The sequence below is a fragment of the Acinetobacter sp. 8I-beige genome, assembly GCF_902505955.1.
Classification (GTDB): domain Bacteria; phylum Pseudomonadota; class Gammaproteobacteria; order Pseudomonadales; family Moraxellaceae; genus Acinetobacter; species Acinetobacter johnsonii.
Genome location: NZ_LR732790.1, coordinates 1671928 through 1698831 on the forward strand (window position 1 = coordinate 1671928; position 26904 = coordinate 1698831).

Sequence of the window (26904 nt, forward strand, 5' to 3'; positions counted from 1 at the left end):
CCTTATCCTTATATTTTTATAGCCATACTGCGCTCAACTTCCCCAACAGTCATGAATCACAATATTTGACATCTTGTGCCATTGGAGTGAAATCTCATAATGCTAAACTGCGACGCATTAGTACTTTGACGTGCACCAATTTTAAGACCCTGTCCTTAAATATAAAAGCGCCAAGTCAATCTAAATCGACTCGTACAACTGGAAAACGGAATACTCTCATGGCGAATAAATTTGAATTCAACATTCGTGTCTATATTGAAGATACTGATGCAGGTGGCATTGTTTACCACGCCAATCATATTCGCTTTATGGAGCGTACCCGTACCGAGTGGTTACGTGCTTCTGGTGTAGATCATTACTGGCATCAAAAAGACTATAACTTCGTTGTACACAAAATTAATGTGAAATATTCACGTCCAATTTTAATGGATGATTTAATTACTGTTACAGCAAGTGTTGTTTCGTGTAAGGCTACGTCATTTGTGTTGCAACAAAATATTTATCGTGGTGAAATCATGCTTGCATCTGGTGAGGTCGAATTGGCATGTATCAGTTCAGAAATGAAACCACGTCGACTTCCCGATGAAATCCGCGAACTGATTCTAAAAGAATTAGGACAAGACTAAAAAAATTATTGGCACATGTAGTAACTATGGCAACTCAACTCGAATCATCTCTTCAAGTTTCAGATCTAATATTACAAGCAAGCCCAGTCGTACAACTGGTAATGCTGGCTTTACTTTTGGCCTCGCTGTTTAGCTGGTATCTGATTGCCAAGTTACACATGAGTTATAAAAAAGCACAGGCAGACGATGACCATTTCCAAAAAATCTTTTGGTCAGGCGCTGAACTAAACACGCTGTATAACAATGCGCAACTTAACTCCAAACGTGTCGGCCTTGAGGATATTTTTTATCAAGGTTTAGGCGAGTTTTTAAAACTAAAAAAACGCAATGCTGCTCCAGCACAAACCATTGAAGGCACAGAACGTATTTTACGCGTCGGTCTAAGTCGTGACCAAAGCCAACTTGAACAAGGCTTAGGTGCTTTGGCCAGCATTGGTTCTGTTGCCCCGTATGTTGGCTTATTTGGTACCGTTTGGGGCATCATGAATGCATTCATCGGTTTAGCAGACGTAGATCAAGTCACCCTTGCAACGGTTGCACCGGGTATTGCTGAAGCCCTCATTGCTACAGCGATTGGTTTATTTGCAGCGATTCCTGCGGTATTGGCATTTAACCATTACACAGGAAAAGGCGAAACGGTTTACTCCGATCGTGCTTTATTTGCAGAGGAAATGGTTGCGTTATTACAACGTCAGTCTTTGGGTGAAACTAAGGAACATGACTAATGGCAATTCAACGTTCAGGACGCTTCGAGCGCATTAAGAAACCACTAAAAAGTGAGATGAACGTCGTCCCATATATTGACGTCATGCTCGTATTATTAGTGATTTTTATGGTCACCGCACCCATGATTACCAGCGGCATCAATGTCGATCTTCCTCAGGCCAATGGCAACCCTATTGAATCAAAAGATGCACCTGCAATGGTCAGCTTAGATAAAGAAGGTCGCTATTTCCTTAAATATAAAACACACCGTTCAGCTGAACCTTTGGCTTTATCTGAATTGACGTCTATTTTAAGTGAAGCACAGCAACAAGCTCAGGCTGACAATAAAACTTTAACCGTTGTTGTGGAAGGTGAACAGTCACGCTCTTATGGCGAAGTCATGTCGCTCATGAACAGCCTACAAGAAGCGGGTCTCAGCCAAGTTGGATTACTCACAGAGCCATTAAAGTAATTTATGAAAGATTTTAAAAAGCCACCTTTTAAACAAAAAGCCATCGCGCTTGGATTTACCTTTGGTGTCCATGTGATTGCTGTTGTTGGCTTACTTTATCTTGGTATGAGTAAACCACCAGAGCCACCGAAGCAAATTAGAACTGTGCTCATCAAACCTGAGGACTTAAAGCCTGTTACGCTTGAAGAAACAGAGTTTACGGAAACAGCACATGAAAATGTAGCCAAAGAAATCACACAAACTGCTCCGCCCGCTGTAGAGCCTGCACCTGTTATCCCAACAGCACCACCTATAACACCCGTTGTGCCAAAGGTCGACGCTCAAAAAGCAGCAGCGGATGCCAAAGCTGCTGAAGCGGCAACGCGTAAAGCTGAACTACAGCAGCAGATTCAGGCACGTGCAAAGGCTGAAGCTGAAAAACTACAAGCTCAGCAAGAACGTGCTGCTGCCCGTGCAGCGGAGCAAGCTAAAAATGCTGAGAAAGCCAAAGCAGATGCAGCGGCGAAAGCCGAAGCAGACGCCAAACGCCGAGCAAACTTAGAAGCATTGAAAAAAGCAGAGGCAGTGCAAAAAGCGAAGCTTGACGCACAAAAGAAAGCCGATCTCGCTAAAAAGCAGCAACAAATTACTGATGCCAATAAAGCTAAAGTTGCGGCTGATGCAAAAGCCAAAGCCGATGCGGACAAAGCAAAAGCCGCCGCTGATGCAAAACGTAAAGCCGATGCGGACAAAGCGAAAGCCGCCACTGATGCGAAAACAAAAGCTGATGCCGATAAAGCTAAGGCAAATGCCGATGCTAAAGCTAAAGCAGATGCTGCGAAGACCAAAGCTGACGCTGATGCGAAACGTAAAGCTGATGCTGATAAAGCTAAGGCAAATGCTGACGCAAAAGCCAAAGCTGATGCCGAAAAAGCCAAAGCCGCTGCTGATGCCAAACGTAAAGCTGATGCCGAAGCCAAAGAGCGTGCGGCTGAAGAAGCACGTGCTTCATCTGCAAAACAAGCTGCCGAAGAAGCCGCGCAAAAGAAAGCTGAAGCCAAGCAAATTGCTTCAACGGCTAAGCGCGACTTTGAAAATAAAATTAAACGCGCTTGGGATACCCCAGCAGGCTCAAGTGGTAAGACCGCAACAGCGCGAGTGACCTTATCTGATAACGGTTCCGTACGTTCGGTGATTGTCAATTCAAGTGATCCTGACATGAAAGCCAGTGTTGAAGCTGCTGTTCGTTCTGCTGCCCCCTACCCAATGCCTTCAGATCCAGAAGCACGCCGGCAAGCACAAAGCTTTACCTCATCCTTTACTGCGAAATAATCCAAATCCCCCGAACAGTCAGGGGATTTTTTAGCCTAAAGCTCAGTACTTTTATATATTCAAATAACTTATTTTAAATACATTTAATCTGTATCCATGCTCAATAGTAATCGATGTGAAGTCTTTAATTTCAGTCGATATTTCACTCAATACAAGTAAATCGCCACTCCCCCTTATCACACATATCTACCTATGCGTTTTTGCACTTACGCTTAAACGACTTAATTCTTACTCATTTTTCACAGTGTTATAACAGATCAGTCATAATTTCATGCTTTTAATATTAGAAAATCATGCCATTATGTAGAACAATTAAACCCACAATAAAAGCCGTTTGTTTGAGTAAATAACGAATGATGGAAATGACGCGTAAACACCTTCTTAGCCTAGCCATTTTAACTGCTTTCAGCCCAGTCTTAGTGACTCAAGCGCATGCTCAGCTTCATTTAGAAATTGCAAAAGCACCTGAAGAAGCGCCTAAAATTGCAATCGTACCTTTTAGCAATGACAGCAGTCTCTATCCTATTATTGAAACGGATTTAAACCGCTCAGGGAAATTTACCAGCGCTTCAAAAAATTTGCCTGCAACAGCCAGCATGAATAATCCGAACGCAGCCAACTGGCAAGCAGCAGGTGTTCCATATGTCGTTACAGGAACAGTAAAAACCACTGAAAATGGTAGCTACGAGGTTCATTACCAACTGTACGATGTCCAAAAACAACAATATCTTTTAAATGAATTATTAACTGTTCCAGCATCACGCGTTCGTTCTGCTGCACACATGATTAGTGATGCTATTTATCAAGCATTAACTGGTATTCCTGGGGACTTCAGCGGTCGTATTGCTTATGTGCTACGGAATCCTGCTACACCAGAGCAACGCTATACACTACAAATCGCGGATACTGATGGTGAGCAACCACGTACAATTTTAACGTCACGCGATCCAATTTTATCGCCTGCTTGGACACCAGATGCTAAGAAAATCGCTTATGTTTCATTTGAAACCAAACGCCCTGCAATTTATGTCCAAGACCTTTCCACAGGTGCGCGTGAAAAGCTTGCTAGCTTCCGTGGTCTAAATGGCGCGCCAAGCTTCTCACCAGATGGGAAAAGTATGTTGTTCACCGCTTCTATGCATGGCAACCCAGAAATTTACCAAATGAACTTGGAAACCCGTCAACTGCAACGTATGACCAACGACAGTGCTATTGATACTGAAGCACGTTATGCACCAGATGGTAAGTCATTTATCTTTACTTCTGACCGTGGTGGTTCTGCACAAATTTACCGTTATGACTTGGCAAATAGCAGCTATAACCGTCTGACCTTCCGTGGCGCGTTCAATGCACGTGGTACGCTCAGTGCTGATGGTAAAAAGCTAGCACTGGTTCACCGTCCAAGCGGCAGTAACTATAAAGTCGCTATTCAAGATTTAAACTCAAGTGTCACCAATATTTTAACGCCAACCAGTTTGGATGAATCACCAAGTTTCTCGCCAAATGGGCAGATGGTGGTCTATGCAACGCGTGAAGGTTCACGTGGTTTGTTATCGATCATGTCACTGGATGGCCGTTTCCGTATGAATTTACCAAGTGAACAAGGTGAAGTCCGTGAACCTGCTTGGGCACCCAGATAACTTTTTAATGACTAGTCATTTAATAATCATCAATTTTCATGGAGATGAAGAATGAAATCGATCAAACTTTTAGCCCTTCCAATCTTAGCGACTGCTCTTGTAGTTACAGGATGTGCGAGCCGTAAACCTGCTGCAACAATTGAAGCGGGTCAAAACCCAAATGGCTCAACCACAGTCAATACTCAAGGTCTAAGTGAAGATGCAGCTTTAAATGCACAAAATCTTGCAGGTGCATCGGCAAAAGGCGTGACTGAAGCCAACAAAGCATTTTTAGCAAAACGCGTTGTACATTTTGACTATGACAGTAGCGACCTCAGCAATGATGATTACCAAACGCTACAAGCCCATGCGCAGTTCTTAATGGCAAATGCAAATTCGCGTGTGGCGTTAACAGGTCATACCGATGAGCGCGGTACACGTGAATACAATATGGCATTGGGTGAACGTCGTGCCAAAGCGGTTGAAAGTTTCTTAATCACCACAGGTGTGAGTCCGAGCCAGCTTGAAGCCGTTAGTTATGGTAAAGAAATGCCAATCAATGCAGGCCATGACGAAAATGCATGGAAAGAAAACCGTCGCGTAGAAATTAACTACGAAGCAGTGCCACCACTTTTAAAATAATGCTGGTATCACAACTGAAATAAAAAAGCGCTCCTTTCGATGAGCGCTTTTTTATGACTTAAATTTGTTCAGGCTTGGGATTTTCATCAGATTCTTCAGCATGTTGCATAGATTCAATCATGTCATGTTTATTGAACTTTTTATACTCAGCTTTTGCTTCGTAGTCTTGCCACGCTTTTTTCACGCTATCGTCTGAAATATCATCTAAGTTAATCCCTTCGCTCGGCGTTGGAGTCGCATCAAATTTTTGCGTTGTCATTGTTGTGCTCCTATTTTTACCTGATATTCCTTCCATCAACATAGCACTTTCCACAAGACTTGCAAGGGTAAAATCGCAGCAAATAGTCGAGTTTAATTGTTCTTTTGTCTCGTTCTCGACTAAAATATAGCGCAATGTTGATTTTGTTACGTATTCAAGTTTTAGTGGAGTCCTCCCCCTTATGTCATATCTCAATCTGTCCCAATTTTTAGAACAACAAACGGGAAATCTTACGCCTGAATTGGCACAAGTGATTAGCACCATTGCTGCTACTTGCCAAACCATCGATCAAGCTTTACAAAAAGGTGCTTTAGCTGGTGTCTTAGGTAGCGCGCAGCATGAAAACGTGCAAGGTGAAGAACAGAAAAAACTGGATGTGATTTCAAATGATTATTTGATTGATGCTCTAAAAGTCCACCCACAAGTTGGTGGCTTAGCGTCTGAAGAATTGGATGAATTCACGCCAGCTCAAGAAAATGGCAAATATTTAGTTTTATTTGACCCACTTGATGGTTCAAGCAACATCGACATCAATATGTGTGTGGGTACTATTTTCTCAATCTTGCCTGCAAAAAATGCAGTGACACAAGCTGAAGACTTTATGCAAGCAGGCAACCAGCAAGTTGCTGCAGGTTATGTGCTTTATGGCCCATCAACCATGTTGGCATTAACAGTCGGTGCAGGCACAGTATTCTTTACCTTTGACCCAGAAACTCAACAATTCTTGCTCACCTCTGAAAATATTCAAGTGGCAGCAGATACCAAAGAATATGCTATTAACTCTTCAAACCAACGCCACTGGGAAAACCCAGTAAAACGTTATATTGAAGAACTTCTCGCAGGTAAAACAGGTCCACGTGAGAAAGACTTTAACATGCGTTGGGTTGCATGTATGGTGGGCGACATTCATCGTATTCTTTGCCGTAGCGGGATTTTCATGTATCCATACGACCTCAAAGATCCGAAAAAAGCAGGTCGCCTGCGTTTAATGTATGAAGCAAACCCAATGAGTATGCTAATTGAACAAGCTGGCGGTGCATCTACAACGGGTCGCGTTCGTATTTTAGACATCCAACCAACTGACCTACACCAACGTGTCCCTGTGATTATTGGTTCTAAAAACGAAGTCGATTTAGTGACTGGCTACCACAACTAATTTTTTAAAATGCGCATAACCATTTGACGCGTTATGCGCATGAGTCTCCTCCATGTCGATTATTTTCCTTGAATCAAAAGACAACCCAAAGATTAAACATCTGCGCGGTTTAATAGAGCAAAGTAGCTACCGTAAAAAGCAGGGTCAAACTGTGCTTGAAGGGACACACTTAGGCTTAGCTTGGGTTGAAAAAAAGAAGAAACTCAATTCTATTTTCACCACTGAAAATGCACTCGAACACCCTGATATTTGCGATATTTTAGATGAATATGAAGGTGCTGTTTTTGTCATTGCTGAAAGCCTATATCGTGACTTAAGCACATTAGGAACCACTTTGCCCTTCTTGGCAGTTGTAGACTTACCAAGTTCAAGCCAAAGTGTAGACTTTAGCTTGGATACCTTGATTTTGGAAAACATTCAAGATCCAGGCAATGTAGGTACACTACTCCGCTCTGCTGCTGCAGCGGGTATTAAGCAAGTTATTTGTACCAAAGGTTCTGCTGCACTCTGGTCACCACGTGTATTACGCGCAGGCATGGGTGCACACTTCTCACTCAACACCTATGAAAACGTTGCCATCGAAGATGTACTCGAATGCTTTGAAATTCCAGTGTATGTGACCAGCTCACATCAGGCTGAAAGTTTATATCAAAAAGATTTAACACAAGCTTGTGTCTGGATCTTAGGCAATGAAGGCCAAGGAGTTTCTGACTTTGCTTTGGCGCATGCGCAAGCACTAAGCATTCCTCAGCCTGGTGGCCAAGAATCTCTCAATGTCGCCATTGCCGGTTCAATCTGCTTTTTTGAAATGGTACGACAACGACTTTAAAATCGTTAAGTTATATTAACTAAAGTCGGCTCAGCAGAAAAAATAGATTACACTAGAAAAAATAATTACTTGTGTTGTCAACCAAACCATTATTTCCAACGTTATAGGCACATGATCGAGGAAATAATGGTGGGTATCCGATGACAGGATTTTCCATCTCTATGGATTTAGCACCCAAACAGTCTAAAATGCAGGATTCTAGTGCTCTCAAGAGTACAGCTGAGTCTCGCCTAAAAAACTTCATGCAAGAAGTGACTGGTCGTGCGTTAGTAATGATGGAAAGTGCCACACAAAACCAGCAGGGTATCGCCATGGATTTGGTGCAAGAAGCCTTCATTTCATTACACAAATCTTATTCCGATCGATCTACGGAAGAATGGTATCCCCTGTTCTATACCATTTTAACCAACAAATTACAGGATTGGCGTCGTAAAGAAGCACGTCGAGCACAACCCTTTTCTTTCTTCAAAAAAGTCAGTCTTGATGATGACGATTTTGAAGTCAATGAGGTGGTCGATGAAAGAGCGCTGAATCCTTCAGACTTTTTAAGTCAAGCTGTCACTGCGGATGAAATTCAAGAAGCCATTGCTGGTCTTCCTGTTCGTCAGCAGCAAGCATTTATGTTACGTGCATGGGAAGGTTTTGATACTGCAACCACTGCGCAAATCATGAATTGTTCTGAAGGCAGCGTTAAAACTCATTACCACCGTGCGATTCAAGGCTTACGCAATGCTCTCGCACATTTGAATCCACATCTAGGAGGATCATCCGAATGAAAGATGATTTCTTAAAGCAAGTAACCTCCAAACTTGATGGGCTCGCGCAACACCACAAAAACAAACCCGTGGTGATGCAACATGTTCTTGATGACATTCAAGATCAAAAGTCCTCACGTTATGGCCTTTGGAAAATGTCTGGTTTTGCTTTAGCTGCGGCTATTGCTGGCTTTGTCGTACTTCCAAACTCTGTAACCCTTGATGAAAAACCACATAACCAAGTGGTTTCGACTCCTAAACTTTCACCTCAAATGGTTGAAGATTTAGAAATGTTATTGGTTTTAGGTGAGGACACTGTTCCACATGGCAGCTAAACGTGTCGCTTTCGCACTTTGCACGCTAGGTTTTTTACAAACCAGTTTTGCAGGTTTTGATCGTTTTTGGATTTTTTCTAAAGATGCAGATACCCAAGTGTCTGAAACATGGGAATCGTTGTCTGAAGAAGAACAGCGTGCGTTGATTCAACGTTACCAGTCACTAAAAGAACTGCCCGATGCGCAAAGTGCAGCCCTGCAACAACGTATGGACTGGTTTACTCAGTTACCTGAACAAGAAAAGCAAAAAATGCGTGACACTTGGCAACAGATGAGCACCCAAGAACGACGTGATTTACGTGTACGTATGCAAAAAGCAGATGCAGATGAACGTGTGAATATTCGAAATGAATATATCAATAAATACATCCATAGCAACACTGCTACACATTAAGATGCCTAGTTGAATATAAATACTTTAGAAACAGCCATAAAAAATGCCCCATGTGAGGCATTTTTTATGGCTACATTTATATTTTTCGTCGTTGTCTAAACCACGCTAATGACAACAATCCAAGCACCCCAACACTACCCATTGAGCCACCACCACCGCCACTCGCTTCCGTATTGGTATTTTTAGCGGTGTTCGTAAAATACATCATCGCAGATTTAGACTCTTCAGCCTCTGCATCATAGATCACATATTCAATTTCATAAGGGAATGGACTGAAATTATTGCGGACTTCGACTTCAATATTCCCACCATAACATACATATTTTTCATATTCTCCCGGACAAGAACCTGTACGTTCTGGCTTAATATTAATGCCTGCATCCTGACGTACAATACGAAGAGCAAGATCCTTTCCATTCGCATCACGGTGAAATGCTGGACGCTGATGTTCTGCCGCGACTGTACTCATCGGCCCATCACCATCATCACTATCATTTGCCAGTGGATTTACATTGAGTTTTAAAGTGCCACCATAATTCAGGGTGTATTCATCCGTTTTGGCAATCGGTTGTATATTGCTAAACTCCGCTTTTAAAATCCCCGAAGATGTTGCCTGCGTAGCCTTACTCTTCACGCTATATTGGCAATAGACATATTCCGTGCTGGTTGTAGGCTTACCATCGGTGCGGTAAATCATGATTTGTTTTAAATCATCCTTCCACTCACAGCGTAAAGTTGGGTCCGCTCTGAGTTTTGAGGTATCAAGCACACCATCTTTGGCGCTGAGTACACCTACACCTAATACCTGAGTTTCTGTAATGATATAATTCTCAGTGTTCATTTCTTTTAAAGCCGACGTTCCATCAGCAGTATTGACCACAGCCTCATCTTGCAAAACAAACTGGAAGGGATCGACATAAATCGCGCGATATTTTTGATGTAACTTTGTCGAAGTTAGAAGTTCCTTATAACGCTTTAACTCTTCATTAAACTCGATCAAAAAGTCTGGATTGGTGTTTTTATTGGCGATTAATTCTTCCAATTCCTTAATATTATTCTCATACGCCTGAAGACGTTCTGCCTGCGAGGTATTTTTCAAATCAGCAATATCCGCTGCTGCTAAACGACGCAACTCAACCGATCCAATATCACAACTGTTGGCTTCCGCAGGTGCTAACATCAATGTTCCGTCGACAATACGGTCTAGACCACGCTGGTCACTATCATTACAGCTCAATTTACTGTTGGTATCGAGTAAATCAACTCCTCCACTATTCACTTTCGGAAAATACATTGGGCGGAATAAATTATATTTCGATGGCGAAGTTAAGGAACTAAGTAGACTTCCTATAGCCACATTTTTTACATCAATATTGGTATCTGTCGTACCATCGAGTATTCTTGCACTTGCTGCCAGTTCACACTGACTGGTCGCCGTATCAAACGCATTGTAACCTGCTGTCACACCTGCATCATATTTGTCGGATAGTGTCTGAGAACCGACATAGCGGCATGATGTATTTCCATTATATGCAAGTACATTGTAATACAACGACTTCATACCAAAATCATCATAATCCAAAACGCTCGCTGCACTGTTTTCTACAATGGTGTTATTTGAAAATAAGAAACTACTTTCAAGACTCAGATTATGCTCTCGGGTATTAACGGCATACAAGATGCTCCCGTTTACGGTATTCGTAGTATTTTTTGCGATCGTATTATTCGCCATAGCAACTTTTGGGTTACCACAAAAATCGAATGTATTTAGATTCGATATCTGACCATTTGAAATAATACTATTCGCTCTAAACTCTATATTCGTTTTTACATCCAAGAGCCCTGCATAGCATTGCATTGCAAGAACACTACCCACAGTCGCTTGGTTGCCTTGTAATACACTATTATTTACAGTCACCTGATGCTCACCAGGACCAACGAGATAGAGTGCCCCACCTTTTTTATCTGACTTTGAGTTTAGAATTTGTGCATTATTTAAGGTTAATGCTCCACCGACCAATAAAGCACCGCCTTCATCTGCCGAATAACCATTTTCTAAAATCACATTCTCTAGCGTCAAACTGGTCTTGGTAATGGTATTAAATAAACGTGACTTTCCACCCGCATCAATCCGTGAAGTCAACTCACCTAGGGCAGGATACTTAAAAGTGATGGGATTTTTTTCACGATCTAAATATGGGCTTTTCCCAAAAATCACCACTTTAGACTCGGGAACAATTTCCTTATTCAGTTTATACGTCCCAGCTTCTAACTGAATATAATCGGTTTGACCTGAACCGGTATTCCCAGCACTACAGCCACCATAAGCCTTGTTTAAGCTGGCTGTTTTGATTGCCTCACGGAGTGAACATTGATTCATGTTTACATTATCTTCATCTTCAAATGTGTTGACATGAATTGTTCTATCTTCTGCAGCCATTAATGTCATAGCAGTTATTACCATGACACCCAATAGTCCTTTTTTAAAGTGTTTCATGTTTGCCCTTTTCTTTTTATTTTCGACGCAGCAAAATTAAAGCAAATAACCCCAGTAAGCTCAGAATACCCGTGCTTCCCCCAGAGGTTTTAATTTTGTCACTTTCCATATGATTTTGCGGTTCTTGTACAATTTGTACATTCACTTCGACGAACGGAATATGCTCATCAAAACGTGTCGTGGTTGTGACCAGCTGTAACCTAAAAATATCAGCACCATGCCATGCTCCATTTGGCGTGTAAGTAATATTTCCTAGTTCATCAATCGCCACTTTACCTTTCGATACCGTTTGAGTCTGCTGCACCCGCATACAACCCGGTTGCCACTCTTCACCATTTGGCGCTTTAGCCGATTTGAACAAGCTTGCACATTCGGTTTTGGACAGTAGATCACTATCTCCAAGCAGATCTGCAACAGAAAGTTTAGCTACTTGCCCCGCAATCAGATCTTCACCAATTAAGCTAATGGTCGTTGGGACCTCAATCTCGATTGCACCACGATCACAAAAGGTATTGTTCATATTTCGATTCACACCACGTTGATCTGAATTTTCACAGCCAATTAAAGAATCCGTTGTGTTTACAACCACTTTACCCTTGTTCACAATTGGGGAATCTAACCAATGCGTCTGACTCATTAAAATGCGTGGACGGATATAGCCTAAAAATTTTTGGTTGGGAACAATATAAGGACACAATAAACTGTCAGCATCTGCAGACATGGTTTTACACTCACCCACCACATCACTGCCTGCGATCAAAGCGCCAGACCAAAACTCATTCGGATAATAACTCGCACCACTGCCACAGTCACTTTGTGTGACTAAGTTGTTCTGAAGAACTGCTTTACTTAAATCCCCAGCACAGTTTTGTGTGATGGTATTTTCACCATTCCCTAAAACGATACTATTGGCCAGATAAGCCAAGTTTGTAGATGGATTGAAATAAATCCCTTTACTGTTTCCCACCACCGTTAAGTTATTCAAAGCCATGCCATCTCGAACATTGACGACATAACCTGTATTTTTCACAAAGGTACTACTGACCAGACGTGATGCTAAACTGGATAAGGTCGTGTCTTCTTTAACCGCTGCATTATTAACGGAGTAAATATTGGCACTGCTTGCATCTGTTGTTTTATTTTCTTTGAAAACTGAATTATAAATCCGAAAAGAAGGCGCGTCCCCATACAAAATAGCACCTTGTGCCGCTTGGTTTTGCTCAACTAAAGTAGAGCGAATTTCGACTAGACTACGACTTGTACCATCTTCGAGCAAGGTTGCAACATTGTAAATCGCACCCCCTTGCCCTGCAAAACCACCTGTTAATTTGACGTACTCAAGACCTAAATATTCATTGTTATAAATTAAACCACCTTGATTCACACCGCAGTCTTTCGCACAGCCCTGTAAAGTAACCTCTTTTACTAACACACGAATTAAAGCATTCTCAGCATTATCAACCCTTAATAAGTTGTCAGAACCATTCATTTTTAAGATGGCATTACTTAAACCCTGAACAGTTTCTTCCCCCACAGAACTGTCATAACTTGTTCTGAGTGTTAAATCTTTTTTGATTGCAAGATGGGTATTTAGCAAATAGGTTTTATTTTTCTCAAGCATGACGGTGGAAATCGCATCTTTGCCCCCGCAGCCATAATAACCCGCCTCAGGCATACCTTGATTAATATAGTCGATAGCTTCGCGAAGTGAACATTCCGTGTCATTTTTGACAATATCGTCAGTGATGGTCACCTTAATATTGTCCGAATAGGCATGACTCGCCACCAATAGCGTAGCTACACCTATGCTCTTCTTGAGCATAACGATCTCCTTGCTTTTATTTTATCTTTTCTTTTTATTCTTAGATTGCAAAATCCCTGCAATATCTAACAATTTTTCGTACTCTGTCACAGCTCGGACAATTTCTCAAGTAATATTATGATTTACCGATATTCGTCAATTAGCGCATAAATTTGTCTGAGGTTTGCATTACTCAGTTTGGTTTTCTCACCTTTTAACAGTTGAATCAGTTGTTCTAAACTTTGCAATAACACCGAGGTTTGATGTGGCCCATGCGCGAGCAAATAATCAATAATCTGTTGATCGATATGAATCCCACGACGCGATAAAACCGACATCACCAATGTAGAACGATCGGCATACAAACTTCCGTTTGGTACTTTCACACTTACAGCCTGCGTCAGGCGAGATTGTAAATCGGGTAGTTCAAGTTTTAATTCAATCGGTGCAACACGAGAAGAGAACACCAACTGGCCACCTTCTTCATTGTTGTAGTTGATCAGGTGAAAAACCGCTTTCTGCCAATGCGGCACACCGCTGATGGCTTCGATGTCATCTAAAGCGACAAGGTCAAAACGCTCTAAAGAGGTGATTGCTTCTGTTGGCGCATCCAGCAACTCAAGTAGTGAAACCTGAATCGCTGTTTTACCTACATCTAAATAAGAATCACAAATTGCTGAAAGTAAATGGCTTTTTCCAGAACCTGCACCGCCATACACATAAAAACGATTCATTAAACCTGCATGTAACTGACGAATCGCATCGATAACAGGCCCCCATCCCGGCCCAGAAAAATCACTGATTCGGGCATCGAGTTGGGGTTCAATATCTAGTTGCAATTGACGCATGCTGGTTTGTATATCCTAAAGTTCTTTATGGTCTATCTGATCAATCTTACTTGAATTTTCAGATGCTTGCTGAGCTTTTACCGCTTGATTTTTTAGTTCAATATCAACATCGACTTGATCGGTTTCAATCGCAATTGAACCCGCAGATGAATCTTGCACAACAAAAGTAGGTGTACTATACATTGGACTATTTTCATAAAACTCACGTGCATGTCTTAATAAAACCACAATCACAGCAGCCACAGGCAACGCAATTAACATACCTAAAATACCGCCCAATTGTGCACCAGCCAGTACCGCAAATACCACAGCAACTGGAGACAAGCCAATTTTATCGCCCAACAAGAACGGTTGTAGGATATAGCCTTCCACTGCCTGACCAATCATAAAGACTACACCAACCAAGAGTAATTGCATCCAATCAATACCAAACTGGAATAAACTCGCAATCACTGCGGCAATAATCCCGACAGCAAAACCTAAGTAAGGAATGATACTGCACAGCCCAGCCACCATCCCAATAATCAAACCTACTTCAAGTCCAATTAACTGTAAGCCCATTGCATAGACCACGCCCAAGAGTACCATGACCAAGAACTGACCTTTGACAAAAGCACCAAGCACACTATGACATTCTTTAACAATGACTAAGGTCTGTTCTTCATATCGCCGTGGAATAAGACGACGAAAACTGTCCAGCATTCGATCCCAATCTAATAAAAAATAGAATGCAATAATCGGGATCAGTACAACCGTACCACCAATCTGAATGAAGTTCAGTCCAGACTGAGCCAATTTGGCAATCATAGCCTGAATACTGTCAGCACTATAGTTGGTCTGTACATATTCCATAATCGCAGCTGAAATCTGATCAACATCTAATTCCATTGGGACCAGATTAAAACTGTCAGATAACCAAGGCAGGAATTTATAATTCGCCCAATGTATACCTGAAGGAATGCTGTTCTTCGCATACATCAGCTGTTCCCACACCAGTGGAACTAAATACCAAAATGCCAATGTAATGACAACGCCAATACCGATAAAAACAGCACTAATAGACAACCAACGCGGTAAGCCAATTTTATGCAGTTTATCGACCAGTGGGCTAAATAGATAAGCGACTAAAAATGCACCAATAAAAGGTAAAACAACAGGCTTAAGTAAATACAACACCCAGAGTATGAGCGCGATTCCTGCCAAAATAAAAATACGTTTAAGTGTACGATCTTGCATGCAATCTCGCCTTTTTCAGATTTAATCGTTATTGAGAAAAATATTTTAGTAAAGATAACATTTTAGCGCAGAAATAACATATGTGTTTCGTATATTCAGGTATAATCGCCCCGCGAATGCGGAGACTTCATTATGAGCAACTCAACTTCTACCCCAAACACTGGTTTAAGCTACAAAGATGCAGGTGTCGACATCGAAGCGGGCGACGCGTTAGTCGATCGTATCAAATCTGTCGCGAAGCGTACTACTCGTCCTGAAGTAATGGGCGGATTAGGTGGCTTCGGTGCACTTTGTAAAATCCCTAAAGGTTATGAAGAACCTGTTCTCGTATCTGGCACAGACGGTGTTGGTACAAAATTACGTTTAGCATTGAATTTGAACCGTCATGACACGATTGGTCAAGACTTGGTTGCAATGTGTGTAAACGATCTTCTTGTATGTGGCGCTGAGCCATTATTCTTCCTTGACTACTATGCAACAGGCCATCTTAATGTAGATGTGGCTGCAAACGTAGTTACAGGTATCGGTACAGGCTGTGAACTTGCGGGTTGTGCATTGGTTGGTGGTGAAACTGCCGAAATGCCGGGCATGTATGAAGGCGAAGATTACGACTTGGCAGGTTTCTGTGTAGGTGTAGTTGAGCAAAGCAAAATTATTGATGGCTCTAAAGTCAAAGCGGGTGACGTTTTAATTGGTGTTGCATCAAGTGGTGCTCACTCAAACGGTTACTCTCTACTTCGTAAAATTTTAGACGTGAAAAACGTTGACTTGACGCAAATCGTTGATGGTCGTCCACTTGCCGATGTTGCAATGGAACCAACACGTATTTACGTGAAGCCTATTCTTCAACTTTTAAAAGAAGTTGATGTACACGCAATGGCACACATTACTGGTGGTGGTTTACCAGGTAACTTACCACGCGTATTGCCGAATGGTGCTCAAGCTGTTGTGAATGAAGCATCTTGGGAATGGCCAGAATTGTTTAAACTTCTTCAGAGTGAAGGTGGTGTTGAACAGTTCGAAATGTATCGCACATTCAACTGTGGCGTAGGCATGGTCTTAGTTGTTGATGCTGCTGATGCGGACAAAACAGTTGAACGACTCAATAACCTGGGTGAAAAAGCTTTCACTATGGGACATATCGTAGACAATGCTGAGTCAGTTGAAGGCGCAGACGAAAAAATCCGCGTGACATTCGCTTAAGTCATATGATTAAAATTGCTGTTTTGGTTTCAGGAAGTGGATCAAACCTTCAAGCCTTGATTGATGCCAATCTGTCAGGGCAAATTGTTGGTGTGATTTCCAACAAACCTGAAGCCTATGCGCTACAGCGTGCTGAAAATGCAGGTATTGCGACAGCGGTCATTGAACACAAACAGTATCCTCATCGTGAAGCTTTTGATGATGTCATGCATCAACAATTGCTCGATTGGGATGTGGACTTGGTCGTTCTTGCTGGCTTTATGCGTATTTTAAGTGAGAAATTTGTCAGTGCTTGGGAAGGGAAAATGATCAACATTCACCCTTCTCTTCTACCGCATTACAAAGGTATGCATACTCATCAGCGCGTCCTGAATACTGGCGATCAACTGCATGGCTGTACCGTGCACTATGTGACGGCTGAACTTGATGCAGGTCAAGCTTTGGCACAAGGTGTACTGAAAGTTGGTTCACATGATGGTGTGAATAGTTTGGCCCAACGTGTCCATACGCTTGAGCATATCATCTACCCGCAAGTGGTAGAGTGGATTTGTACACAAACGATTCAGCATACAGACCAAGGTGTTCTCTACCGCAATACACTGATGCACGAGCCGATTCAGTTTTGCAAATTTTAAAATAAAAAAACGCCTCCAAGGAGGCGTTTTTTTATGGTTGCTAAAAAGTACTATTAAACATTTTCTTGAATCAGCATCTTAATCAAAGCAACCGTTTCTTCTGGTCCCTCTAAAGGAAACATATGGCTTCCCTCAACGATTTGATAAGGAATGCCAAATTTCTTTTTCACTATTTGTGGAAACCCTAGACCAACAAAAGGACCTTTTTTAGCAATCAGCAAATGCATCGGCACTTGTGGTTTACCCTGAGGTAGCCACCATAAAGAAGGATTGGTCCTGAAGATATGAACTTCATCCATTTTTGCAATCGTAAGTTCAACACCGCCACGGACGCGATCTTCCGTTAAAGCATAGTCAATATAAGCTTGAAAACAGTCTGGATCAAAGTCTTTATAAAAGCCTTTCGGACGTAAAAGTTCAGCCGCTTGTTCACGGCTTTCCCAATGGTCACGACGCCGTAAAGATAGCGCTGCTGGAGACATAGTATCGACCATTTTTAACTTCAACATTTTCGCAAAGTGTAATGCAAACGAGGCTTTGCCCATGATCAAAGGCGGGTCCATCATGATGACTTGTTGAAATAGCTCAGGACGCTGTAATGCCGCCTGAAACGTCAGCACTGATCCTAATGAATGTCCCAAACCAATCACTTTACGACCCTGTGCCTGACGAACAATACTGTCAATCACTTGCTGAGTTAAGCTTTTCCAATGGTTATCAATCGGATAGTTTTTATCTGACCCTAATAAAGGGACATAGATCACATCATACTGATCTGACAATAAATCAAATAATTTCTGATAGACCTTAGAAGGCACGCCATTGGCGTGCGCAAAATGAATTAAAGGTTTCATTGGAGTTTCGTGGTCTGTTCAGATTGCATTTGATTTGAAAGTGAAGATGCAAAACTAGCTCCCATAGATGCACCTAAACGGCCTAATACAGCATCTAGTGGGCTATGTACCACCGTATAATCCATCGCTTTATCGGTATTTAGTTCACGTTTTAAAGTATGTAAATTACCAATACGATCAGCAATACCCAGTTTGACCGCCTGATCCCCTGTCCAGAAAAGACCTGAGAAGAGTGCAGGATCGTTCGACTTTAACTTTTTGCCACGACCTTGTTTCACAGCATTAATAAAATGCTCGTGTACATCATCAAGCACACCTTGAACATGTGCGCGCTGCGCAGGGTTAACGGGTTGTGTCATTGATAATAAAGCTTTGTTTTGACCAGAGGTCATAGTGCGGTCTTCAACACCTAGTTTTTGCATGAGGCCATTCACCCCATAGTTCGGCATAATCACACCGATTGAACCCACTAAACTCGAAGGATTCACCAAGATTTCGTCAGCAGCAGATGCGATATAGTAAGCACCTGATGCACCTGTATCACCAATCACCGCATACAATTTTTTATCGCTATGCGCTTTTTTCAAATATTGAATTTCTTGCCAGATTTCATCCGACTGAACCGGAGAACCACCCGGTGAATTAATATTGAGCACCACCGCTTGGCTTTGTTTATTTTCAAAAGCTTTCTTTAATGACTTAATCGTGTCATCACTGTTTACGCTTTGCTCATCAGCGGCAATGGTACCCACAATATCAACTACAGCTATATGTTTAGATGCGGTTGCCTCCGTACCACTAGTCGAACAGCTCTTGGTCATGGCAAATAGAATAAACAAAAGATAGGCAAAAGTTAGACATTTGAAAAAGATGCCCCAACGACGTGCACGACGTTGTTCTTCAACGGAAGCTAAAACTGCTTTCTCTAAAAGTTTCCATTCGTTTCCTGTCGGTTGTTCATGTACAGGCTGTTGTTTAGGCATTTCATTTTCTGGTTTTGGTGGCCAATCGGACATATAACAATCCAAACTTGAATAAAATTGCCCTCATTATATACACTGATTTGTAGAAAACTGTCGAAACAGTTTATTTTAGCCTATAATATTTTATGTTTTTATCCACATGTACCATTGACTCTAAAGAATGACTAAAGCACAAGAGCAAAACTCGACTTATCGTTTACTGCGTTTTGTAAGCAAACAACCTATTAAATTTGCACGTTTTTTTGCTAAGGGTTTAGCAGGCTTAGTCAATCTTTTAAAAATCAGTAAAAATAATGATGCTCTCAGACTCAACTTAAAAATTGCACTGCCTGAGCTGAGTGACGAGCGACGTGAAGTAATTGCGAAGCAAGCAGTGCGTAATGAACTAACCACCTATTTTGAGTTTTTTAGTATTTGGGGTTCAAGCAATCAAAAAAATATTGCACGCGTCCAAAAAGTACATGGTGAACATTTACTACATGAGGCACTTGCCACTCAGAAAGGTTTGGTCTTAATCGTGCCTCATTTTGGAACTTGGGAAATTATGAATAGTTATATCGCCCAATTTACTGAAATGACCATTATGTATAAACCAGTTAAAGACCCTGGTGCTGACTTATTTGTTCGTGAGGCGCGCAGCCGTGAAGGTGCTCACCTTGTCCCTACCGATGAATCAGGGGTACGCCAGATTTTTAAGGCGCTAAAACAAGGGGGGACAACCGTAATTCTACCCGATCACACTCCAAAACAAGGTGGGGAAATGATTCCTTATTTTGGTTTTCCTTTGGCTTCAAGTAACCTAAGCGCCAAACTACTTCAAAAAACCAAAGCCAAGGCTTTACTACTCTATGCTATTCGTAATGACGATGGCTTTGATATGTATATTGAAGAAATCAGTGAAAGTATTTATCAAGGTACAGCCAATGATGGCACCTTGGTCATTCACCACGCCATTGAGGACTTGGTCCATCGCTATCCTGAGCATTATCATTGGACCTATAAGCGCTTTAAGGCCAACCCTAAACTTCGAGCACTGTATAACCTTCCCTTTAATGAGGCTGTGACGCGTTTAGAGCAATTGCGTATGGAACAACAGATTCAGTCGACTGCAACCACTGTCGAGTCTGACGTTGTGTCGTCAGTTCAATAAGCCCTGTAGGCTGCACAATAAAACCGATACTGCCTTGCTCTACTGTTGTTAAGAGTGGGATGTTTAAAGCTTTCAAACGGGCTTGCGTTACTGTACTTGGATGTCCATAACGGTTATGGAAGCCTGCTGAGGCAATTGCTAATTTCGGTTGATAATGTTTTAAAAACGCATAGGCTGAACTATGTCGACTGCCATGATGCCCCAGGACCAATACATCAACTTTTAGGTCTGGATAATCCTGTAATAATTGAAACTCGGTTTGCCAGCCTGCATCCCCCATAATCAAAAAATACTGATAAGGCTGTACATGCTTCACCTGTATATAGACCACACAAGATAACTCATTTTGCTGATATGGCACTTGTGCCAATTGATTGGCTTTCGGCGACAAAATTTTGATTTCTACTTGTTCAGACCAGCGCCAGATCTGACCTTGTTGGCAATAGTTAAAGTTTGACGTAGTTGCCACATCCAATTGCTGATTAGAGTAAACTTGATTGATCGACAACTCATTTTTTAATGTGGCATAACTTCCACTATGATCTTGATCCAAATGTGTAAGTATAAGCTGATCTAATTGGCTCACGCCTTGCTTCGATAAAAATGGCTGAATAATCTGCTTAGCAACGCTAAACCTCGATTCATCATAGGAGCCGCCAACATCAATCATGGCATGCTGTTGCCCATGTTGCATATACACCGCTTGTCCCTGACCGACATCCAGTACGATCAACTCAAAAGGACGGTTTTGGCTACTGAACCCCAACAAAGGAATCAAACCTAACACCAGCCATGATTTTGGTAGACTGGGTTTGGGCATAAAAACCATGATTAAGAGCACAATCAGTAAAATGACTTGCCAAGTATTGAGCGCAATCGGGTACAACTGAATCGGCAGTAACGCATCCAGCACATTGAGTATGCCCAATAAAAATACCAGCACCCAATCTGCCAACTGAAACAAAAGGCTGCTCAGCGGTTCAAAAAGATAAAAAGTAAATGCTGCCAAAACCTCCAGTGGTACAACCAGTAAACTGATCAGTGGAATAGCGACAAGGTTACTGATTGGGCTCACCCATGAGACTTGCTTGAAGAAAATAATCACCAAAGGCATCAAAGCCATAAATATTTTCCACTGCGACTCAACCAAAAGTTTTAGGCTAAAAACGAGTTTTTTCTGCCAAGACTGCGGGCGAGTTAAATCGAGCCGAATAGTGGTTTGATAAATGCGTAAAAGCACAAAGCACGCACCATAGGACAACCAAAAGGCCGCTGATAGAATTGAAAAAGGATCAAACAGTAAAAGGAGTGATGCACTCAATAAGAGTAACGTCAAAGCTGAAATTTTCTGCCTGAGCCAAATTAACACACTTAAGCAGAAACAACTGAGTAAAGTACGGAGTGCAGGAATCTCAAAACCTACAAAGGCACAATACAGCAATACGCAGCAACAAAATGGCAGTAACAATGCATAAGGTCGTGGGCTTTTTAGAAAAATCTGTGGCCTATAACGACTCAGCACCTTTTGTAACAGCCAACACAACATCACGGCAAAGATCAGCACATGTGGCCCAGAAATCGCTAATAAATGGCTAATGCCAAAGCGTTGAAAAAAGGCTGTCGTCTCCTTATCTAAGAAACTTTCATCCCCGGTCAGGAGCGCTAGAATTAAGCCCTTATGGCTTAAGGGCTGGCTATAAATAAAATGACGAATGTTTAATCGCTGATGTTCTATACCCAGTTGAATTTTATTGAGTACACCCTGCTGTTTTCTTAAATAATTGGTATAACCTAATGCAGAAATTTCTGACTCAGACAAGGGGTGTATGTGCTTGAGTTTGAAACCAGACATAAGATTACGTTGCAGATACCACTGCTCAACATCGAATACACCTTGCACCGCATAACTATGTGCAGGACGTATTTCCCCTGTCAGTCGGTAGTATTTCCCAAGTTCCAAGACCGCTTGCTCATCCGAGATCCTTTTTTGAAAACCCAACCACTGCACTGGTTGCACATGTCGGTTCAAGACCTGTATTTCTTGCTGAATGGTCTCAGCACCCAGTTGGTTAATTTTTGCGATATAAACAATAATTTCAGCATCTTCAACTTTTGTTTCTTTATAGGATAGACGCTGTTGCAAAGCCGATTGTGCATAATGATATCCCGCAGTTAAAAACAACATGGAATAAATCAGTCCACATATAAACTGCAAAATAAAGGTGTGTTTGTGCTTAAAGAGAAAAAGCTGTAAAGGCAAAAGTACGATGACCAAAATCAGCGTTGGATAAAAAAGGTGATTTAGAATGGGGACGTTTTGTCCCATCAATGCAATTCCTACAATCCAAGCAGCAGCATATAAAAGCTTCATTCTTTTATTCAGTTATTTTTTTTATTGGTGCCATAATAAAGCCCACCGAGGTGGGCTTCAATAGATAGTGGCTTTATCTCATATTTTTATCGGCACTCAGCCTAATCATTGACCCAAAGACCATCTTGCATATGCAAAATAGAATCGGCGGACTGAGCCAGTTGTTCATCATGTGTCACGATCAACATCGCCATATTGAACTCCTGACGTAAATCCATCAGCAGCTCAAAAATTTTACTTGCTGTTTTACGATCTAGGTTGCCTGTCGGTTCATCTGCCATCATCAACGCAGGCTTGGCCACCAATGCACGCGCTAATGCAACACGTTGCCGTTCCCCACCTGAAAGCTCACCTGGTTTATGGGTTAAACGATGCGTCAATCCGACACGTTCGAGTAAATATTCGGCTTGCTTTTGTACATCTTTAAAGTTGGTACCTTGACGTAACATCAGTGGCATTGCCACATTTTCCAAAGCCGTAAACTCAGGCAACAGATGATGAAACTGGTAAACAAAACCTAAGTGTTGGTTACGTAAATAACCACGCTCAGCTTCATTCAAACTGTCAAAACGACTGCCCTGCAAAAACACTTGGCCTGAACTCGGACGGTCTAAACCACCCAAGACATGCAACAAAGTACTTTTACCCGAACCACTCGACCCCACAATCGAGACAAATTCACCTGCTTTAACTTGTAGAGAGAGACCTTTAATCACCTCAACAGTCGACTTACCATCGGTAAAGTGCTTTTCAATATTTTGCGCTTCTAAAACAATTTTACTCATAACGTAATGCCTCCGCAGGTTGGATTTTTGCAGCACGCATTGCAGGATAAATTGTTGCAAGGAAACTTAAAATTAAAGACAGGGACACAATGGTTAATACATCTTGCCATCTTAAATACGAAGGTAGGTAATTGATAAAGTAGGCATCAAACAGATGCAGTCCCATCACATTGTTTAACCAACCCACAAAACCACTAATTCCAGAGGCGAAAACAATGCCGAGAATCGCACCCGATACCGTCCCAATCACACCAATAATCGTGCCCTGAACCATAAAAATACGGGTAATAGTTGCAGGTGAGGCACCAAGGGTGCGTAATATGGCAATATCCGATTTTTTATCGGTCACGACCATCACCAAGGATGACACGATATTAAATGCCGCCACCAAGACAATCAGGAAGAGCAATAAGCTCACCATGGCCTTTTCCATTTGGATCGCACTAAACAAATTGCCGTGAGTATAGGTCCAATTCGAAGCATAAAAACCGCTTGGCAGATCCATCACAATTTCATCAGCCACTTTAGGTGCTGCAAAAATATCATCCAATTTCAAGCGAATGCCTTGCGCGCCATCAGGTAAGCGTAACAAAGTAGATGCATCATTCAAGGCAATGTAGCCCATCATCGAATCGACCTCAGCACCAATGCTGAAAATGCCCACAATTTTGAAACGTTTAAAACGCGGTACCACACCCGCTGGAGATGGTGTTGCCTCAGGTAAAACCAAAGTCACACTATCATTTAAACCTAAACCTAAGGCATCGGTCATTTGTTTGCCTAGAACAATACCAAACTCACCTTTTTTTAAGTTATCAATACCGCCTTCAACCATGTGGTCTTGGATAATCGAAACCTTTTTTTCATATTGAGGTTCGATCCCCGTGACCATAATTCCAGCCACTTGGCCTTGTGCCGTAAGCATCCCCTGCAATTGAGTAAACGGTGCTACGCCTGTGACGTGTTCCTTTGTCTCAATTTTTTTTGCAAGTTCAGGCCAATCTGTTAAAATTTGTGTTGAAGAAACAGTGGCTTGAGGTATCATTCCAAGTACACGTGTTTTCAGCTCTCGGTCGAAACCATTCATTACAGATAAGACTGTAATAAGTACAGCCACACCCAGTGTCAGACCGATCATCGAAACCAGTGCAATAAAAGAAATAAAGTGGTTGCTACGCCGTGCGCGAGTATATCTCAACCCTATATACAGCGAGATTGGTTTAAACATACCATCTAGTCCGAGGTCATAATTATGGAAAATTTACAGCATCAAAACGTTCAAACAGAACGTCGTGTGATGTCACGAATCGATGCGGCCTTGAGAATTAACTATCAGATCATTTCTGATGATGTTGCCCTGAATGACCCTTACGATCCTAATTTTGTTTTACCGCGCTATTTTCTACTACTCGCAGAATTAGATCAATTTGATCATGCACTAAACTACGAATTAGAACAATTATCTGAAAAAGATCAACAAATTGCTCGAATCTTATCCCTATTTAACCAGAAATTAAACCTGATCACGGGGTCTTTGTACGACACAATTGTACAAACCATGTTACCTACGCCTGAACATGTGAACTTTTCAGAAAGTGGCTTGAGCTTCTATAGTGAAAAACAAATTCAAGATGGTACTTATATCCACTTAACCTTGAGCCACCCTGAAAACTTCTTCCATATTGCCGCGATTGCACAAGTGGTGTACAGCAATGAAGAGGAAAATGGCAAGTGCCGTACGGGAGCATACTTTATTACCTTGCACCCGCAAGATCGTGTCAAATTGGCCGACTGTATTTCTTTGACGGTCGAAGATCATTAAAGCCAGAACCTTGGACTAGTTTTGGCTTTTTAACTTTTGGGCAAGTTTCCGACTTGCCTGAAGATCTTTATAAAAGTAAACGAATAAACCTGACAGTAAAATCACTGCACCCAAAATCACCATCATCGAAAGTTTTTCCTGATTCAGTACCGCACCTATAAATAAAGCAATCATCGGCGTCATAACGGTAGTCAGCGATAAAGTCGTGGGTTGAATTTTCTGCACCAATTTAAAATAACAGAACATCGCAATCAATGACGCCATGACGACCGTATATAGCAGCGCCAAGCAAGTTTTCAAATCGGGCATTTGCTGCGGTGCATGCTGCCAAATAAACGGCACAATACATATAGCCGCCAATGTCGACACCAAAATTGAACCTGTCGCTTGTGCAACGGGTTCAATATTCGCATTGACTTTTTTCACCCAAAAAATAGAGGCTGCATAAGAAAATACACTCAGTAACATCAACCCAATCCCAAACGGATGGACATGCTGTGCTGTACCTGCAAGGCAAATGATCGCAAGTCCCAGCAGTGCAATACACATCCCAAGCCACTGCATCGCACTCAAATAGGTCTTAAAGTAAAAACGTCCGATCAGCCCTGCCATAATCGGTGCTAAGCCAAACATCAATGCAATCATGCCTGAACTAATATAGTTGGTCGCCACATAGGTAAAAAACTGCGAGCCAATCAAGCTAAAAGAACCAGCCAAATAACTATGCCAAGCGACTTTATCAGTGGGGAACCGTCGTTTTAAAACCAATAACAAACAAATCGCCAAAGGCAACGCGATGAAAAAACGTAATACCAACGCCCACAGCATATGTAAATCGGTCACACTCCACACAATCGCTAAAGGCGTTGTGGACCAAATAAAAACCAATAATCCATAGGTTGCCATCAGATTGGCTTTAGAAGACATAATCAGCTCGATGCTAAATGGCGGTTTTGCGTTTTTGCTTTTGAATGGTTTGGTCTAAAGAACTAGAAAATTCGCGTTTATCACGCTCAGAAATAGGCGGTGGTCCACCCGTGTTTACACCTGCACCACGTAATGAATCCATAAAATCACGTAAATGTAGGCGAGCTTTGACATTAGCAGTAGTATAGATTTCACCACGTGGGTGAATTGCGATTCCACCCTTTTCAATCACCTGTGCCGCCAGCGGAATATCTTGTGTCATCACAATATCATTCTCTTTCATGCGTTCGATAATTTCTTTATCAGCGGCATCGGCTCCACTCATCACTTGAATTGAATTTATACGAACGGAAGGCGTAATCCCGACATTTTGATTGGCCACAAAGGTCACTTCAAGCTGATAACGATCTGAAGCACGTAAAATCACTTCACGTAAAATTTTAGGCAATGCATCTGCATCGACCCAGAGTTTAAATGGCAGCACTGCACATCCATAAACAAAAGAAACTGCCTTAGTCTAACAAACTCAGTGCTTGAGCATAATAGATAAAACCGCTCAAAATCCCTAATACAAAGCTTGTGTCATACTTCTTAAGTATCACAAGGAAATACTTTGTTCTTTTGTCTGTCAAATAAAGTAAGGCTTTAGTCTTTTTTGATGATTTTCCAGTAAAAATAAAATATAGGAC

Annotated in this window: 27 protein-coding genes; 15 read left to right on the top strand and 12 right to left on the bottom strand. The window is 41.8% G+C overall.

From position 1 onward, the window contains the following. Positions 1–218 precede the first annotated feature (218 nt). The 6 genes from ybgC (at position 219) to pal (ending at position 5375) form a co-directional block, all read left to right on the top strand. The gene (gene ybgC, locus GVX98_RS08000; protein WP_004693869.1) at positions 219–626 is read left to right on the top strand and encodes a tol-pal system-associated acyl-CoA thioesterase; all 408 of its coding nucleotides are present in this window, start codon (positions 219–221) and stop codon (positions 624–626) included. 26 nt (positions 627–652) lie between these two features. Then, complete coding sequence (gene tolQ / locus GVX98_RS08005) at positions 653–1351, top strand: protein TolQ (protein ID WP_004693871.1); 699 nt, start codon at positions 653–655, stop codon at positions 1349–1351. Then, positions 1351–1803 carry a protein TolR gene (tolR, locus tag GVX98_RS08010; RefSeq protein ID WP_159127757.1) on the top strand — a complete coding sequence of 151 codons (453 nt, stop codon included), beginning with the start codon at positions 1351–1353 and terminating at the stop codon, positions 1801–1803. The genes tolQ and tolR overlap by 1 nt, the downstream gene beginning before the upstream one ends. Positions 1804–1806: 3 nt before the next feature. Further along, positions 1807–3114 (top strand): cell envelope integrity protein TolA, encoded by a 1308-nt coding sequence (gene tolA, locus GVX98_RS08015; protein ID WP_004980610.1) that lies wholly within the window; start codon positions 1807–1809, stop codon positions 3112–3114. A 356-nt stretch (positions 3115–3470) separates the two neighbouring features. Continuing rightward, positions 3471–4754: a Tol-Pal system beta propeller repeat protein TolB gene (gene tolB, locus GVX98_RS08020; protein ID WP_171503336.1), complete on the top strand. Its 1284-nt coding sequence runs from the start codon at positions 3471–3473 to the stop codon at positions 4752–4754. A gap of 51 nt (positions 4755–4805) precedes the next feature. Then, positions 4806–5375, top strand: a complete 570-nt coding sequence (gene pal, locus GVX98_RS08025) for a peptidoglycan-associated lipoprotein Pal (RefSeq protein ID WP_004980612.1) — start codon at positions 4806–4808, stop codon at positions 5373–5375. A 58-nt stretch (positions 5376–5433) separates the two neighbouring features. Here the strand turns inward: pal and GVX98_RS08030 are convergent, their stop codons facing one another. Beyond that, positions 5434–5634 carry an NF038105 family protein gene (locus GVX98_RS08030; RefSeq protein ID WP_159127759.1) on the bottom strand — a complete coding sequence of 67 codons (201 nt, stop codon included), beginning with the start codon at positions 5632–5634 and terminating at the stop codon, positions 5434–5436. A 181-nt stretch (positions 5635–5815) separates the two neighbouring features. Here GVX98_RS08030 and GVX98_RS08035 point away from each other — a divergent pair, with 181 nt between their 5' ends. The 5 genes from GVX98_RS08035 (at position 5816) to GVX98_RS08055 (ending at position 9103) form a co-directional block, all read left to right on the top strand. Beyond that, positions 5816–6790, top strand: a complete 975-nt coding sequence (locus GVX98_RS08035; RefSeq protein WP_004980616.1) for a class 1 fructose-bisphosphatase — start codon at positions 5816–5818, stop codon at positions 6788–6790. 52 nt (positions 6791–6842) lie between these two features. Continuing rightward, positions 6843–7619: an RNA methyltransferase gene (locus GVX98_RS08040; protein WP_159127760.1), complete on the top strand. Its 777-nt coding sequence runs from the start codon at positions 6843–6845 to the stop codon at positions 7617–7619. A gap of 161 nt (positions 7620–7780) precedes the next feature. After that, positions 7781–8395 carry an RNA polymerase sigma factor gene (locus GVX98_RS08045; protein ID WP_159127972.1) on the top strand — a complete coding sequence of 205 codons (615 nt, stop codon included), beginning with the start codon at positions 7781–7783 and terminating at the stop codon, positions 8393–8395. Next, complete coding sequence (locus GVX98_RS08050) at positions 8392–8709, top strand: hypothetical protein (protein ID WP_004693889.1); 318 nt, start codon at positions 8392–8394, stop codon at positions 8707–8709. The genes GVX98_RS08045 and GVX98_RS08050 overlap by 4 nt, the downstream gene beginning before the upstream one ends. Then, on the top strand, positions 8699–9103 hold the full coding sequence (locus GVX98_RS08055; protein WP_010326404.1) for a DUF3106 domain-containing protein: 405 nt from the start codon (positions 8699–8701) through the stop codon (positions 9101–9103). Before GVX98_RS08050 ends, GVX98_RS08055 begins: the two co-directional genes overlap by 11 nt. Positions 9104–9179: 76 nt before the next feature. Here GVX98_RS08055 and GVX98_RS08060 read toward each other — a convergent pair whose 3' ends face one another. From GVX98_RS08060 to cxpE, 4 genes are all read right to left on the bottom strand, one after another. Continuing rightward, on the bottom strand, positions 9180–11600 hold the full coding sequence (locus tag GVX98_RS08060) for a CSLREA domain-containing protein (RefSeq protein WP_159127761.1): 2421 nt from the start codon (positions 11598–11600) through the stop codon (positions 9180–9182). 16 nt (positions 11601–11616) lie between these two features. After that, entirely contained in the window at positions 11617–13422 is a 1806-nt protein-coding gene (gene rbtA, locus GVX98_RS08065; protein WP_159127762.1) for a rhombotarget A, read from the bottom strand. Between the two features lie 122 nt (positions 13423–13544). Further along, complete coding sequence (hda, locus tag GVX98_RS08070) at positions 13545–14249, bottom strand: DnaA regulatory inactivator Hda (RefSeq protein ID WP_004980630.1); 705 nt, start codon at positions 14247–14249, stop codon at positions 13545–13547. A 15-nt stretch (positions 14250–14264) separates the two neighbouring features. Continuing rightward, positions 14265–15485: a chloramphenicol efflux transporter CxpE gene (gene cxpE / locus GVX98_RS08075; RefSeq protein ID WP_004980631.1), complete on the bottom strand. Its 1221-nt coding sequence runs from the start codon at positions 15483–15485 to the stop codon at positions 14265–14267. A 132-nt stretch (positions 15486–15617) separates the two neighbouring features. Between cxpE and purM the strand changes: the two genes are divergently transcribed. Together purM and purN are read left to right on the top strand one after the other, a co-directional pair. Further along, the gene (gene purM, locus GVX98_RS08080; RefSeq protein ID WP_004980634.1) at positions 15618–16688 is read left to right on the top strand and encodes a phosphoribosylformylglycinamidine cyclo-ligase; all 1071 of its coding nucleotides are present in this window, start codon (positions 15618–15620) and stop codon (positions 16686–16688) included. Between the two features lie 5 nt (positions 16689–16693). Then, a complete protein-coding gene (gene purN / locus GVX98_RS08085) occupies positions 16694–17323 on the top strand; it encodes a phosphoribosylglycinamide formyltransferase (protein WP_078388910.1) in 630 nt (209 codons plus the stop codon). Between the two features lie 53 nt (positions 17324–17376). Here the strand turns inward: purN and GVX98_RS08090 are convergent, their stop codons facing one another. Further along, entirely contained in the window at positions 17377–18177 is an 801-nt protein-coding gene (locus GVX98_RS08090) for an alpha/beta fold hydrolase (protein ID WP_159127763.1), read from the bottom strand. Beyond that, positions 18174–19193, bottom strand: coding sequence for a signal peptide peptidase SppA (gene sppA, locus GVX98_RS08095; RefSeq protein ID WP_159127764.1), 1020 nt, complete (start codon positions 19191–19193; stop codon positions 18174–18176). Before sppA ends, GVX98_RS08090 begins: the two co-directional genes overlap by 4 nt. 127 nt (positions 19194–19320) lie before the next feature. Here sppA and GVX98_RS08100 point away from each other — a divergent pair, with 127 nt between their 5' ends. Continuing rightward, positions 19321–20310 (top strand): lysophospholipid acyltransferase family protein, encoded by a 990-nt coding sequence (locus GVX98_RS08100; RefSeq protein ID WP_159127765.1) that lies wholly within the window; start codon positions 19321–19323, stop codon positions 20308–20310. Here the strand turns inward: GVX98_RS08100 and GVX98_RS08105 are convergent. From GVX98_RS08105 to GVX98_RS08115, 3 genes are all read right to left on the bottom strand, one after another. Continuing rightward, entirely contained in the window at positions 20210–22681 is a 2472-nt protein-coding gene (locus GVX98_RS08105; protein ID WP_159127766.1) for a DNA internalization-related competence protein ComEC/Rec2, read from the bottom strand. The genes GVX98_RS08100 and GVX98_RS08105 overlap by 101 nt on opposite strands. Positions 22682–22782: 101 nt before the next feature. Further along, positions 22783–23466 carry a lipoprotein-releasing ABC transporter ATP-binding protein LolD gene (gene lolD, locus GVX98_RS08110; RefSeq protein ID WP_004693913.1) on the bottom strand — a complete coding sequence of 228 codons (684 nt, stop codon included), beginning with the start codon at positions 23464–23466 and terminating at the stop codon, positions 22783–22785. Further along, positions 23459–24694, bottom strand: a complete 1236-nt coding sequence (locus GVX98_RS08115; protein WP_004693914.1) for a lipoprotein-releasing ABC transporter permease subunit — start codon at positions 24692–24694, stop codon at positions 23459–23461. Before GVX98_RS08115 ends, lolD begins: the two co-directional genes overlap by 8 nt. 24 nt (positions 24695–24718) lie before the next feature. On the opposite strand from GVX98_RS08115, the gene GVX98_RS08120 reads away from it, so the two are divergent. Then, positions 24719–25288, top strand: coding sequence for a PilZ domain-containing protein (locus GVX98_RS08120; protein WP_004693916.1), 570 nt, complete (start codon positions 24719–24721; stop codon positions 25286–25288). A 15-nt stretch (positions 25289–25303) separates the two neighbouring features. Here the strand turns inward: GVX98_RS08120 and GVX98_RS08125 are convergent, their stop codons facing one another. Then, positions 25304–26215: a DMT family transporter gene (locus tag GVX98_RS08125; RefSeq protein WP_159127767.1), complete on the bottom strand. Its 912-nt coding sequence runs from the start codon at positions 26213–26215 to the stop codon at positions 25304–25306. 13 nt (positions 26216–26228) lie between these two features. Further along, positions 26229–26699: a YaiI/YqxD family protein gene (locus tag GVX98_RS08130; protein WP_004693920.1), complete on the bottom strand. Its 471-nt coding sequence runs from the start codon at positions 26697–26699 to the stop codon at positions 26229–26231. Positions 26700–26904 lie beyond the last annotated feature (205 nt).